Source organism: Providencia sp. PROV024 (genome assembly GCF_032709665.1).
GTDB classification, from domain to species: Bacteria; Pseudomonadota; Gammaproteobacteria; order Enterobacterales; family Enterobacteriaceae; genus Providencia; species Providencia huashanensis.
Genome location: NZ_CP120545.1, coordinates 4,337,293 through 4,349,342, shown reverse-complemented (window position 1 = coordinate 4,349,342; position 12,050 = coordinate 4,337,293). Strand labels below are relative to the sequence as shown.

14 protein-coding genes and 1 rRNA gene are annotated in these 12,050 nt (G+C 41.0%); 9 read left to right on the top strand and 6 right to left on the bottom strand.

Annotated elements, in window-relative coordinates; all coding sequences use genetic code 11:
* From rplQ to P3L56_RS20060, 3 genes are all read left to right on the top strand, one after another.
* Positions 1-387, top strand: coding sequence for a 50S ribosomal protein L17 (rplQ, locus tag P3L56_RS20070; protein ID WP_004907152.1), 387 nt, complete (start codon positions 1-3; stop codon positions 385-387).
* Between the two features lie 135 nt (positions 388-522).
* Positions 523-939 carry a Zn(2+)-responsive transcriptional regulator gene (gene zntR / locus P3L56_RS20065; RefSeq protein WP_042847794.1) on the top strand — a complete coding sequence of 139 codons (417 nt, stop codon included), beginning with the start codon at positions 523-525 and terminating at the stop codon, positions 937-939.
* Between the two features lie 35 nt (positions 940-974).
* Positions 975-1,175 (top strand): alternative ribosome-rescue factor A, encoded by a 201-nt coding sequence (locus P3L56_RS20060; RefSeq protein ID WP_042847548.1) that lies wholly within the window; start codon positions 975-977, stop codon positions 1,173-1,175.
* Here P3L56_RS20060 and mscL read toward each other — a convergent pair whose 3' ends face one another.
* The 5 genes from mscL to def form a co-directional block, all read right to left on the bottom strand.
* Positions 1,176-1,586: a large-conductance mechanosensitive channel protein MscL gene (mscL, locus tag P3L56_RS20055; RefSeq protein ID WP_042847544.1), complete on the bottom strand. Its 411-nt coding sequence runs from the start codon at positions 1,584-1,586 to the stop codon at positions 1,176-1,178.
* Positions 1,587-1,693: 107 nt separating this feature from the next.
* Positions 1,694-3,070: a Trk system potassium transporter TrkA gene (trkA, locus tag P3L56_RS20050; RefSeq protein ID WP_042847541.1), complete on the bottom strand. Its 1,377-nt coding sequence runs from the start codon at positions 3,068-3,070 to the stop codon at positions 1,694-1,696.
* A 33-nt stretch (positions 3,071-3,103) separates the two neighbouring features.
* The gene (gene rsmB / locus P3L56_RS20045) at positions 3,104-4,390 is read right to left on the bottom strand and encodes a 16S rRNA (cytosine(967)-C(5))-methyltransferase RsmB (protein ID WP_166686087.1); all 1,287 of its coding nucleotides are present in this window, start codon (positions 4,388-4,390) and stop codon (positions 3,104-3,106) included.
* A gap of 68 nt (positions 4,391-4,458) precedes the next feature.
* Entirely contained in the window at positions 4,459-5,406 is a 948-nt protein-coding gene (gene fmt, locus P3L56_RS20040) for a methionyl-tRNA formyltransferase (RefSeq protein WP_129467308.1), read from the bottom strand.
* A gap of 32 nt (positions 5,407-5,438) precedes the next feature.
* On the bottom strand, positions 5,439-5,957 hold the full coding sequence (def, locus tag P3L56_RS20035; RefSeq protein WP_129467307.1) for a peptide deformylase: 519 nt from the start codon (positions 5,955-5,957) through the stop codon (positions 5,439-5,441).
* Between the two features lie 133 nt (positions 5,958-6,090).
* Here def and dprA point away from each other — a divergent pair, with 133 nt between their 5' ends.
* From dprA to P3L56_RS20010, 5 genes are read left to right on the top strand one after another with little or no spacing between them, the layout of a single operon-like run.
* Positions 6,091-7,167: a DNA-processing protein DprA gene (gene dprA / locus P3L56_RS20030; protein ID WP_042847533.1), complete on the top strand. Its 1,077-nt coding sequence runs from the start codon at positions 6,091-6,093 to the stop codon at positions 7,165-7,167.
* 30 nt (positions 7,168-7,197) lie between these two features.
* A complete protein-coding gene (locus tag P3L56_RS20025; RefSeq protein ID WP_042847532.1) occupies positions 7,198-7,737 on the top strand; it encodes a type I DNA topoisomerase in 540 nt (179 codons plus the stop codon).
* A gap of 12 nt (positions 7,738-7,749) precedes the next feature.
* Positions 7,750-8,319 carry an L-threonylcarbamoyladenylate synthase type 1 TsaC gene (gene tsaC, locus P3L56_RS20020; protein ID WP_048605774.1) on the top strand — a complete coding sequence of 190 codons (570 nt, stop codon included), beginning with the start codon at positions 7,750-7,752 and terminating at the stop codon, positions 8,317-8,319.
* A gap of 5 nt (positions 8,320-8,324) precedes the next feature.
* Positions 8,325-9,143 carry a shikimate dehydrogenase gene (gene aroE, locus P3L56_RS20015; RefSeq protein ID WP_042847530.1) on the top strand — a complete coding sequence of 273 codons (819 nt, stop codon included), beginning with the start codon at positions 8,325-8,327 and terminating at the stop codon, positions 9,141-9,143.
* Positions 9,140-9,400, top strand: a complete 261-nt coding sequence (locus tag P3L56_RS20010) for a DUF1488 domain-containing protein (RefSeq protein ID WP_042847529.1) — start codon at positions 9,140-9,142, stop codon at positions 9,398-9,400. Before aroE ends, P3L56_RS20010 begins: the two co-directional genes overlap by 4 nt.
* Here P3L56_RS20010 and P3L56_RS20005 read toward each other — a convergent pair.
* A complete protein-coding gene (locus P3L56_RS20005; protein WP_042847528.1) occupies positions 9,376-9,921 on the bottom strand; it encodes a gamma carbonic anhydrase family protein in 546 nt (181 codons plus the stop codon). The genes P3L56_RS20010 and P3L56_RS20005 overlap by 25 nt on opposite strands.
* Before the next feature lie 587 nt (positions 9,922-10,508).
* Between P3L56_RS20005 and P3L56_RS20000 the strand changes: the two genes are divergently transcribed.
* Positions 10,509-12,043 (top strand): 16S ribosomal RNA (locus P3L56_RS20000).
* Positions 12,044-12,050: the final 7 nt, after the last annotated feature.

Here is a 12,050-nt window from a genome sequence, read left to right as displayed (position 1 = left end):
ATGCGCCATCGTAAGAGTGGTCGTCAATTGAACCGCAACAGCAGCCACCGCCAAGCTATGTTCCGTAACATGGCTGGTTCTTTAGTTCGTCATGAGATCATCAAGACGACTCTGCCTAAAGCGAAAGAACTGCGTCGCGTCGTTGAGCCGCTGATTACTCTTGCCAAGACCGACAGCGTAGCTAATCGTCGTCTGGCATTCGCACGTACTCGTGATAACGAGATCGTTGCAAAATTATTTAATGAACTGGGACCTCGTTTCGCAGCTCGTGCAGGTGGTTACACTCGTATTCTTAAGTGTGGCTACCGCACAGGTGACAATGCTCCGATGGCTTACATCGAGCTTGTTGACCGTGCTGTTGAGTCTCAAGAAGCAGCAGCAGAGTAATCTGTCGTCGCTTTCAAGAAAACCGGGTATATTGCCCGGTTTTTTTGTACCTGCTATTCTTACTTTTCCAAAGCAGATTTTGTGCTCTTGAATTTTTTGTTGTTAACCCTTATTTATAGGTAAGCGTTCATGAGTATGTATAAGATTGGCGAAATAGCTAAATTAGCTGATGTCACTCCAGACACCATCCGTTTTTATGAGAAACAAGGTTTGATGGGACATAAAATAAGAACTGAAGGTGGCTATCGGCTATTTACAGAACAGGATTTGCAGCGATTACGCTTTATTCGCTATGCAAAACAGTTAGGGTTTACTTTGGATGCTATTGCAGAGTTACTTTCAATAAGAGTTGATCCGGAACATCATACATGCCAAGAATCCAAGCAAATTGTTGATGTTAGGTTACTAGAAGTTGAAAAAAAAATACAAGAGCTTATTATTATGCGCGATTCACTGAAGATGCTTAGTTCAGCATGTTGTGGTGAGGAACATGCAACAACCTATTGTTCAATTATGGAGATTTTAGAAAAAGGTGCTTCTAAAGTTTATTAAGGATATAAAACCCACTAATTATATGAAGGTATATCATGAGTAAATATCAACATAAGCGTGGTGAGATTAAAGATAATGCAATTGTAGCATTACTTCATGACCCATTATTTCGTCAAAGAGTTGAGAAAAATAAAAAAGGTAAAGGAAGTTATACAAGAAAAGGGAAAAATAATAAGGCAGGTAACTGGGAGGCCAGTGGTAATAGGTTTATTTACTTATTACCACTGGCCTTTTAGTTATTTTTTATTCTGTTCTTTTAATAAATCACGAATTTCTGATAATAAGACTTCTTCAGTTGATGGTGGTGCAGGCTCAGCTGGAGCAGCTTCTTTTGCACGGCGAACTTTATTCATTGCTTTAATTGCCATAAAAATAGCAAAGGCGACAATAATAAAGTCAAATACAGTTTGTAAAAACATCCCATAATTAAGTACTACGGCTGGTAAGTCACCTTGCGCTTCTTTTAGAACAATACTAAATGATTTGAAATCAACACCTCCGATGATTAAACCTAGTGGAGGCATGATGACATCAGCAACTAGAGAAGATACAATTTTACCGAAAGCAGCACCAATAATAATACCGACAGCCATATCTACTACATTGCCTTTCATGGCAAATTCACGGAAATCTTTTAAAAAGCTCATTCGACGACCCCTTAATAAATACCTTAATTGAAACAAAATGTGTATTAGGTTAACAAATTATAGTCGCTAGAATTAATAAGCTACAAATATTTATACATTTTTATTTTTTATAAAAAGAATGGACTTGGCTGGAATAGTTTTTCAACATCAGGGACATGTTTTTTATCTGTAATAAACATGATGACATGGTCGCCTTGTTCAATAATATGGTAATCGCTAGCAATAATTACTTCTTCTTCGCGAACTATTGCCCCAATAATTGTACCTGGCGGAAGTTTAATCTCTGATATTTTTTTACCAACAACTTTAGATGTATTCTCATCGCCGTGTGCAATTGCTTCGATTGCTTCAGCAACACCTCTTCTTAATGATGAAACATTCACGATATCGGCTTTTCTCACATGACTTAATAAAGCTGAAATTGTCGCTTGCTGTGGTGAAATTGCAATATCAATAACCCCACCTTGCACAAGTTCAACATAAGCTGAGCGTTGAATAAGTACCATTGCTTTTTTAGCGCCCATTTTTTTTGCTAGCATGGCAGACATAATATTAGCTTCATCGTCATTTGTAAGAGCAATAAATACATCCATCTGTTCAATGTGTTCTTCCGTTAGTAACTCTTGATCAGATGCATCACCATAAAAAACGATAGTATCATGCAATAACTCAGCAAGTTCTGTTGCACGTTGTTGGTTTCGCTCAATTAATTTTACACTGTAGTCTTTTTCAAGCCTTCTAGCTAAACCTGCACCAACATTACCACCGCCAACAATCATTAAACGTTTATAAGGTTTTTCCAGTCTTTGTAGTTCACTCATGACTGCTCTGATATGTTGTGTTGAAGCGACGAAAAATACCTCATCACCCGCTTCAATAATAGTTGAGCCTTGTGGGCGGATTGGTCTGTCTTGACGAAATATTGCCACGACACGAGTATCGATATGAGGCATGTGTTCACGTAAACTGGATAAGGCGTTGCCTACAAGTGATCCCCCATAATAGGCTTTTACTGCCACAATGCTGACTTTACCTTCCGCAAAATTAACGACCTGGAGCGCACCTGGATATTGGATTAATTTATAAATGTAATCTATCACTAACTGCTCTGGCGATATCAAATAATCAATAGGGATCTGTTCAGGTAGAAAGAGCTTATCCGCTTCACGAATATATTCGGTTGCCCTAATACGAGCAATTTTATTAGGTGTATTAAATAGGCTATATGCAATTTGGCAAGCAATCATATTTGTTTCGTCAGAGTTAGTGACGGCAACTAGCATGTCTGCGTCTTCGGCTCCAGCATCACGAAGGACTCTAGGATGAGAACCATGGCCATTAACGACACGCAGATCAAACTGATCTTGTAGCTGACGTAGGCGATCTCCGTCTGTATCAACTACTGTAATATCATTGTTCTCATCAACTAAATTTTCAGCAAGTGTCCCACCAACTTGCCCAGCGCCTAGAATAATGATCTTCATTGCATATTCCTATATCAGGTAATTAACGACTTATTATTGTACTTTTTTTATTAAGCGTGCATAAAAAAAGCCATCACCACCATCGGTAGTTGGCAATATTTGTAACCCTAATTTGGTTCCATCATTTAGGCATGCATCAGTATGCTTAGTTAGGAAATTTTCTATTTGCTGGCTGTTTTCTTCAGGCATAATTGAACAAGTCGCATATAGCAAAGTCCCGCCTGGTTTTAAATAAGGCCAAATAGCTTCAAGTATTTGAGCCTGTAGCTGTGCAAGTTCATTGATATCAGTATCACGGCGTAGCCATTTAATATCAGGATGGCGCCTTATTACACCAGTTGCAGAGCAAGGTGCATCTAGTAAAATGCGGTCAAATTGCTGTTCTTTCGCCCATTTTTCTGGTTGAGTACCATCACCTTGAACAACTGTTGCATGTTGTTGTAGCCGTGTTAGATTTTCTTTTACCCTTTTAAGGCGAGCATCATCAATATCTACCGCGAGTACTTTCGCTTTTGGCGCTAACTCTAAAATATGTGTAGTTTTCCCACCAGGTGCTGCACATAAATCTAGGATGCTTTCACCATCTTGGGGTTGTAATAGTTCAGCACAACCTTGAGCGGACACATCTTGCACTGTACACCAACCTTCTTCAAAGCCCGGTAGTTTAGAAACTGCGGTTGGTTCATGCAAACGAATAGCACTGGTATGCGTGGCATGTACATCCGCAGCTATGTCAGCCTGTTTGAGTAAATCAAGATATTGAGTTGCGGTATGGTGCTGAGAGTTGACCCTTAACCACATAGGTGGGCGTTGGTTATTTGCATCTGTGATTGATTGCCATTCATCAGGATAGGCATTTTGTATGCGTTTCAATAACCAACTCGGATGTAAATACTGGCTACTGTTGTTAGCAATGCGTTCTTCTAATTGTGTTTGTTGGCGCTGGAATGAACGCAAAACCCCATTAACCAGCCCTTTTAGTTGTGGGCGTTTTAAGGCAACAGCGCCATTGACTGTTTCCGCCAATGCGGCATGCGCCGGAATTCGAGTATAAAGAAGTTGATAAATACCCACCATGATGAGGTAGTGAAGCGCTCTTTGCTTACCTGTTAATGGTTTTTCCATAAGCTGGCCAATGAACCATTCTAGTTTAGGTAAGTAACGTAAGACACCAAAACAAATCTCTTGTAATAGTGCTTTATCTTTATCATTGATATTGCGTTGTAAATCGGGCAACACAGTATTTAAGGATTGTCCATTATCAAGAACTTGACTGATTGCTGTTGCTGCGATACTTCGCAAATTATATGTATTTTTCATAAAAGAAGATGAACTTTGTAGTTGCTAAAATAAAACTGCCTGATGATATCAGGCAGTTTACAGATTTATTAATCTAGAATTTGCTCTGGAGTAAACCATTCACGACGGGAGTTTAGTATATCTTGCGCACTCATTGCTTTTTTGCCTGGTGGTTGTAACTGAGTGATATTCAGTATGCCATTACCCGTGGCAATGCTTATCCCTTTTTTATCGGCGCTAATGATTGTTCCTGGCTGTTTATTGTGAGTCCCAGAGATTACTTCAGCTTGCCATACTTTGATTAGCTGCTCTTCAACCGTAAAATGACTCATAGGCCAAGGGTTAAATGCGCGGATACAGCGTTCGATGTGGCTGGCATCTTGTTGCCAATCAATACGCGCTTCTTCCTTAGATAATTTTTCGGCATAATTAGCCAGCGAATCATCCTGCTTTTCTGGGACACATTGGCCTAACGACAACATATCTACGGTATGGATCAATGCTTGTGGGCCAGTTATCGCTAGCTTTTCATACAATGTAGCACTTGTATCGTGGGGGGTAATCGGGCAAATTGCCTTATAAAGCATATCACCTGTGTCTAAACCTGCATCCATTTGCATAATAGTGACGCCCGTTTCAGCATCACCTGCCCAAATAGAACGTTGAATAGGAGCAGCTCCTCGCCAACGAGGTAGTAAAGAGCCGTGAACATTTAGGCAGCCTAAACGAGGAATATCTAAAACAGCTTGTGGCAGAATTAACCCATAGGCAACGACGATCATTAGGTCTGCGTTTCTTTCTTTGATCCATTGTTGATTTTCAGCATCTCGAAGCGATACAGGTTGAAAAACAGGAAGTTGGTGCTCTTCAGCTAGAACTTTAACCGGACTTGGTGTTAGTTTTTTCCCTCTACCCGCAGGTTTATCGTGGCGAGTAAGTACACCAACAATTTGGTGATTCGTTTCTAAAAGCGCGGCTAAATGTTTAGCAGCAAAATCCGGAGTACCCGCAAAGATAATTTTTAATGGTTCTGACACGTTAATTTCCCTGTTTATAGTTACCAAGCTAGCTATTTTTTAGCCTCTTTTGCTCTTTGTCTATCCAGTTTTTCAACTTTTTGGCGGATGCGTTGACGTTTTAAAGGGGATAAATAATCAACAAACAGCTTACCAACAAGGTGATCCATTTCATGTTGGATACAAATAGCTAATAAACCATCCGCTTCAAGCTCAAAAGACTCTCCGTTGTAATCTAAAGCCTTAACTTTTACTTGCTCTGCTCGCGGCACAAACCCATGCTGTTCAGGAATAGAAAGACAACCCTCTTCGATACCAGTTTCTCCTGATTTATCTAATAATTCAGGGTTAATAAGTACTAGACGTTCATCACGGGTTTCAGAAACATCAATAACAATAATACGCTGGTGGATATCGACTTGTGTTGCTGCGAGCCCAATACCTTCTTCTTCATACATGGTATCGAACATATCATCAACGATGCGCTGAATAGAGGCATCAACTTTTTCGACCGGCTTAGCAATTGTGCGTAAGCGTTCGTCTGGGTAATGTAACACGTTTAAGACTGACATAAATTTTTCGAGCAGTTTCCAAAAAGTGAATGGGAATTAATGACTATTCTAGACATTTCTCCGTCATATTGACAGTATTGGTTATCATTTGTTCACTGAAGAACCTATTTATTAATTTAGTCAGGATGACAAAATGAATACTCAAGAAATCTGGCTGAGAATGTCACAGGTAAAAAAGCTATTACCTCAGCGTGCAGTAAAAATAGTTAATGAGTTAACCCTGTTAGATAAGGTTAGTCATCAAGCCTTACGAGACTGTGGTCTGAATGAGATGCAGCAATTGCAATTTCTTCATGTTCCAATGAATCGAATCGAAAAAGTACAAAAATGGCTCGCTAATCAAAATCATCAATTAATTACTTATCTTGACCCTAATTACCCACATCTCTTAAAGCAAATTTATCGTCCTCCCCTATTACTTTTTGTGGTAGGGCAAAGTGAATTGTTAGCAACGCCACAGGTTGCTTTAATTGGTAGCCGGCAAGCTAGCGAATATGGTCGAAAATGGACCAATATATTTACTAAAGACTTTGTGCAGCATGGGGTGACTATCACGAGTGGACTCGCAATCGGTATTGATGGAATAAGCCACAAAGCTGCGCTTGACAATGATGGTAAAACCATCGCAGTTCTGGGAAGTGGTCTAGAAAATATTTATCCAAAACAACATTATGGGTTAGCTGAGCATATTAAAATGAATGGGGCACTAATTTCCGAATACTGGCCTAGCACTCCCCCATTACCCAAGCAGTTTCCGCAGCGAAATCGTATCATTAGTGGGTTAAGTAAAGCAGTTGTTGTGATAGAGGCAGGTATGAAAAGTGGTTCATTAATAACAGCGCGATATGCAATTGAACAAAATCGTGATCTTTTTACATTACCAGCTCCATTAGGTAACCCTGCGTTTGGAGGGAATCATTGGTTATTACAACAGGGGGCTTATTTATTAATAGAACCAAATGATGTTTTGCAGCATTTAGTTGATGGGTTAAATTGGATTCAAACGGAGTTACCTATAAATGAAAACCCACTTGAGTTTAATGTGGTAGAAAATAAAATTTTAGGTATGGTGGGGTACAAACCTACACCAGTAGATGTGATTGCAGAACAAACACAAGTCCCAATCACTCAAGTGATTTCTATTTTAACTGAAATGGAAATTAATGGAGTGATTTGCTCAAGTGCTGGTGGGTATATTAGATTAACTTAGCTTTATCGGCTAAAGAAAGTAGAGAATGATATGTCGAAACAGCTGCCTTTTGATACAGAAAAAAATGAATATTGCCCAGAATGTAACTCTATATTGGTGATCCGTAATAGTACACACGGCCCTTTTTTAGGTTGCTCAAGTTATCCTCAGTGCAATTATATGCGCCCACTTAGGGCAATGGTGGAAAGCCATATCATTAAAGTTTTAGACGGGCAATCTTGTCCGAAATGTGGTCATGATTTAGTGCTGAAACAAGGCCGATTTGGCATGTTCATAGGTTGTAGTAACTACCCTGAGTGTGAACATATTGAGCTAATTGATAAGCCGGATGAAACTAAAATTCCATGCCCACAATGCCAAAAAGGAAATTTATTGCAAAGAAAATCCCGTTTTGGGAAGACTTTTTATGCTTGTGATAATTATCCTAACTGTCAGTTTATATTAAATAATAAACCTGTGACTGGTAAATGTTTGTATTGTGAATATCCATTATTGATGGAAAAAAAGGGGGGACAAGGAGTAAGATTATTTTGTGCCAGTAAACGTTGCGGTAAGCAACAAGAAGAATAACGAGTTAAAACTATGCCAAATAAATCTACACCTGCAATTGAAAGTATTATTGTTTCATTACAAAAAGGGGAAGTTATTGCCTATCCAACGGAAGCTGTTTTTGGATTAGGTTGCGACCCTGATAACGAAAATGCAGTCAACAAGTTATTAGAACTAAAGCAACGCCCTTGGGAGAAAGGTTTAATTCTGATTGCTGATAGTTACGAACAATTAAAAGACTATGTTGATGATAAACAACTCACGGAAGAGCAAAAGCAAGCGATGTTCGCAACTTGGCCGGGCCCTGTAACCTGGGTGATACCCGCGAAAGCCTCTACACCAAAGTGGTTAACTGGCCAATTTGATACTTTAGCGGTGAGGGTTACTACTCACGAGTTAGTAAAAAAATTATGTCGTGAATATGGTAAACCGTTGGTGTCTACAAGCGCTAATTTAAGTGGGCTAGAGCCATGTAGAACAACAAATGAGGTTATTGCTCAATTCAACAAAAGTATTCCTGTTTTGGATGGGGTGGTTGGCGGTCGCCAAAACCCATCTGAAATTAGGGATGCTAAAACGGGTCAATTGTATCGTAAAGGGTAATGTTCATGGAAATGTTTGCGGTTTTTGGTAACCCGATTCAACACAGTAAATCACCATCTATACATAAAATGTTTGCGGAGCAAACAGGTATACTACTTGAATACGAAAAAATTTTAGCGCCTGTAGATAACTTTGAGCTCAGTTTAGCCGAATTTTTTTCTCAGGGGGGGAAAGGTGCAAACATTACTTTGCCATTTAAAGAAAGGGCATATCAGCTTGTTTCTGAGTTAACGGAAAGAGCCCAAGCCTGTGGCGCAGTTAATACTGTGATGAAGTTAGATGATAACCGCCTGCTTGGTGATAATACCGATGGCATGGGCCTATTGTTAGACCTCCAACGCTTAGAATTTATTCATCCGAATAGCAAGATACTAATGATCGGAGCTGGTGGGGCAACTCGGGGAGCGCTACTCCCCCTCTTGGAATATGGATGTAACATTACTCTAACGAATAGAACGTATGCCAAAGTAGAAACATTAGTTAATGAGTTTTCTTCACTAGGTAACATAAAAGGGATGCAGATCGAACAGATCACCTCTCCTGATTTTGATCTAATTATTAATGCAACTTCATCGGGTGTAAGTGGTGATATCCCGACAATAAACTCACTGATATTTACCAAACAAGTTGCTTGTTACGATATGTTTTATCAATCTACATTGACGCCATTTTTATCTTTTGCATGTGAACATCAGGTGACAAAAATAGCGGATGGCCTTGGTATGCTTGTAGGGCAAGCTGCATTTTCTTTTAAGCTATGGCATGGTGTTCTCCCTGAAATTACGCCAGTTCTATCTGCTTTATATAAGGAATTGAAAGGGTGAACCAGCAAATTCAATTTCCTGATAGAGAAGAGTGGGATGAATTATCCAAGCAAGTACGTTTTCCTGTATTGATTAGCGGAATGCTTGCTGAATGTGCAGTTCCTCAGTCATTATTGTTTCAACGCTATGGTAAAGAAGAAACTCCTCTGAGGTTATTTCAGCAGCATCGATGGGATATAGAAGAAGAGTTTGAAGCCTTGATTGAACAAGGCCACGATGGCGCACATGGGCTTTACGTATTATCAGAGGCTAAATAGTTGTTTTTCCATTCGACATAGTTGTTTGCTGAATAACGTAAATGGCCTAACTCAGCATCAGTCAATTTTCGGATGGCTTTTGCTGGGCTTCCCGTATATAAGTAGCCAGATTCGAGTCTTTTCCCTTGAGTCACTAAACTGTTAGCACCAATAACGACATCATCTTCGATGATAGCCCCATCAATGATAATTGAGCCCATTCCAACTAGCACTCTATTTCCTATAGTACAGCCATGTAGCATCACTTTATGACCTACGGTGACATCTTCGCCAATGATTAGCGGGTTACCAGTAGGATTGCTGCTTGATTTATGAGTAACATGCAAAACACAACCATCCTGAATGTTAGTCCTTGCGCCGATAGATATATAATTTACGTCACCACGTAAAACTGAAAGTGGCCAAATACTGACATCATTAGCTAAACGTACATCTCCAATCACAACTGCGGAAGGGTCAATAAAGACACTTGGTTCGACAGAAGGGGATATTCCTAGATAAGGGCGTAAAAGTTTGTTCATTTCTATGACCATTAAAAATATCAATATAAAGGTTAGAAACTAAAATAGTTAGTTCATCAACAATGGGAGTATCTAACAAGTTTCATTAAAGTAGGATTATAGGCAGAAATTAGCTTTTTTTATAACCATAATGAAGCTAAAAAACACAGAGTGATGATTTTATCCCCAAACGGCATTTTTTTTTAAAAAAAAGGTTGTGTAATTCTAATACCTCCCTATAATGCGCATCCGTTGTCACGATAAACCGGCTCGAAGAAAACCTCGAAGCCTTGTGATAACAGAGGTGAGAAAGAAAAAGTTGAAAATAAACGCTTGACTTTCTAAATAAAAAACGTAATATACGTCACCTCGCGACAACGACCTAAGTTAATAAAAACTGAGTCAAATTTCCAAAAGAAATGTCGCAACGCTCTTTAACAATTTATCAGACAATCTGTGTGGGCACTCACAGGACACTATCAAAAAAATATTTGATTTTAAGTCTTGAAGAGTGACTAACACGTTAATTCATATATATGAACTAATAGGTAATCTGGTTTCTTTGGAAATCAGGCGACAGTAAACATTCTTTGAGCATCAAACACTTTTAATTGAAGAGTTTGATCATGGCTCAGATTGAACGCTGGCGGCAGGCCTAACACATGCAAGTCGAGCGGTAACAGGGGAAGCTTGCTTCCCGCTGACGAGCGGCGGACGGGTGAGTAATGTATGGGGATCTGCCCGATAGAGGGGGATAACCACTGGAAACGGTGGCTAATACCGCATAATCTCTTAGGAGCAAAGCAGGGGAACTTCGGTCCTTGCGCTATCGGATGAACCCATATGGGATTAGCTAGTAGGTGGGGTAATGGCTCACCTAGGCGACGATCCCTAGCTGGTCTGAGAGGATGATCAGCCACACTGGGACTGAGACACGGCCCAGACTCCTACGGGAGGCAGCAGTGGGGAATATTGCACAATGGGCGCAAGCCTGATGCAGCCATGCCGCGTGTATGAAGAAGGCCCTAGGGTTGTAAAGTACTTTCAGTCGGGAGGAAGGCGTTGATGCTAATATTATCAACGATTGACGTTACCGACAGAAGAAGCACCGGCTAACTCCGTGCCAGCAGCCGCGGTAATACGGAGGGTGCAAGCGTTAATCGGAATTACTGGGCGTAAAGCGCACGCAGGCGGTTGATTAAGTTAGATGTGAAATCCCGGGCTTAACCTGGGAATGGCATCTAAGACTGGTCAGCTAGAGTCTTGTAGAGGGGGTAGAATTCCATGTGTAGCGGTGAAATGCGTAGAGATGTGGAGGAATACCGGTGGCGAAGGCGGCCCCCTGGACAAAGACTGACGCTCAGGTGCGAAAGCGTGGGGAGCAAACAGGATTAGATACCCTGGTAGTCCACGCTGTAAACGATGTCGATTTGAAGGTTGTTCCCTTGAGGATGGCTTTCGGAGCTAACGCGTTAAATCGACCGCCTGGGGAGTACGGCCGCAAGGTTAAAACTCAAAATGAATTGACGGGGCCCGCACAAGCGGTGGAGCATGTGGTTTAATTCGATGCAACGCGAAGAACCTTACCTACTCTTGACATCCAGAGAACTTAGCAGAGATGCTTTGGTGCCTTCGGGAACTCTGAGACAGGTGCTGCATGGCTGTCGTCAGCTCGTGTTGTGAAATGTTGGTTAAGTCCCCGCAACGAGCGCAACCCTTATCCTTTGTTGCCAGCGATTCGGTCGGGAATCAAAGGAGACTGCCGGTGATAAACCGGAGGAAGGTGGGGATGACGTCAAGTCATCATGGCCCTTACGAGTAGGGCTACACACGTGCTACAATGGCGTATACAAAGAGAAGCGACCTCGCGAGAGCAAGCGGAACTCATAAAGTACGTCGTAGTCCGGATTGGAGTCTGCAACTCGACTCCATGAAGTCGGAATCGCTATAATCGTAGATCAGAATGCTACGGTGAATACGTTCCCGGGCCTTGTACACACCGCCCGTCACACCATGGGAGTGGGTTGCAAAAGAAGTAGGTAGCTTAACCTTCGGGAGGGCGCTTACCACTTTGTGATTCATGACTGGGGTGAAGTCGTAACAAGGTAACCGTAGGGGAACCTGCGGTTGGATCACCTCCTTACCATTGA

Excerpts from the sequence above, each read along its gene's own strand:
- tsaC (WP_048605774.1), top strand. The coding sequence starts at position 7,750 with ATGCCAAATAAATCTACACCTGCAATTGAAAGTATTATTGTTTCATTA.
- P3L56_RS20005 (WP_042847528.1), bottom strand. The coding sequence starts at position 9,921 with ATGAACAAACTTTTACGCCCTTATCTAGGAATATCCCCTTCTGTCGAA.
- mscL (WP_042847544.1), bottom strand. The coding sequence starts at position 1,586 with ATGAGCTTTTTAAAAGATTTCCGTGAATTTGCCATGAAAGGCAATGTA.
- trkA (WP_042847541.1), bottom strand. The coding sequence starts at position 3,070 with ATGAAGATCATTATTCTAGGCGCTGGGCAAGTTGGTGGGACACTTGCT.
- rsmB (WP_166686087.1), bottom strand. The coding sequence starts at position 4,390 with ATGAAAAATACATATAATTTGCGAAGTATCGCAGCAACAGCAATCAGT.
- dprA (WP_042847533.1), top strand. The coding sequence starts at position 6,091 with ATGAATACTCAAGAAATCTGGCTGAGAATGTCACAGGTAAAAAAGCTA.
- P3L56_RS20025 (WP_042847532.1), top strand. The coding sequence starts at position 7,198 with ATGTCGAAACAGCTGCCTTTTGATACAGAAAAAAATGAATATTGCCCA.
- zntR (WP_042847794.1), top strand. The coding sequence starts at position 523 with ATGTATAAGATTGGCGAAATAGCTAAATTAGCTGATGTCACTCCAGAC.
- rplQ (WP_004907152.1), top strand. The coding sequence starts at position 1 with ATGCGCCATCGTAAGAGTGGTCGTCAATTGAACCGCAACAGCAGCCAC.
- P3L56_RS20060 (WP_042847548.1), top strand. The coding sequence starts at position 975 with ATGAGTAAATATCAACATAAGCGTGGTGAGATTAAAGATAATGCAATT.
- def (WP_129467307.1), bottom strand. The coding sequence starts at position 5,957 with ATGTCAGTCTTAAACGTGTTACATTACCCAGACGAACGCTTACGCACA.
- aroE (WP_042847530.1), top strand. The coding sequence starts at position 8,325 with ATGGAAATGTTTGCGGTTTTTGGTAACCCGATTCAACACAGTAAATCA.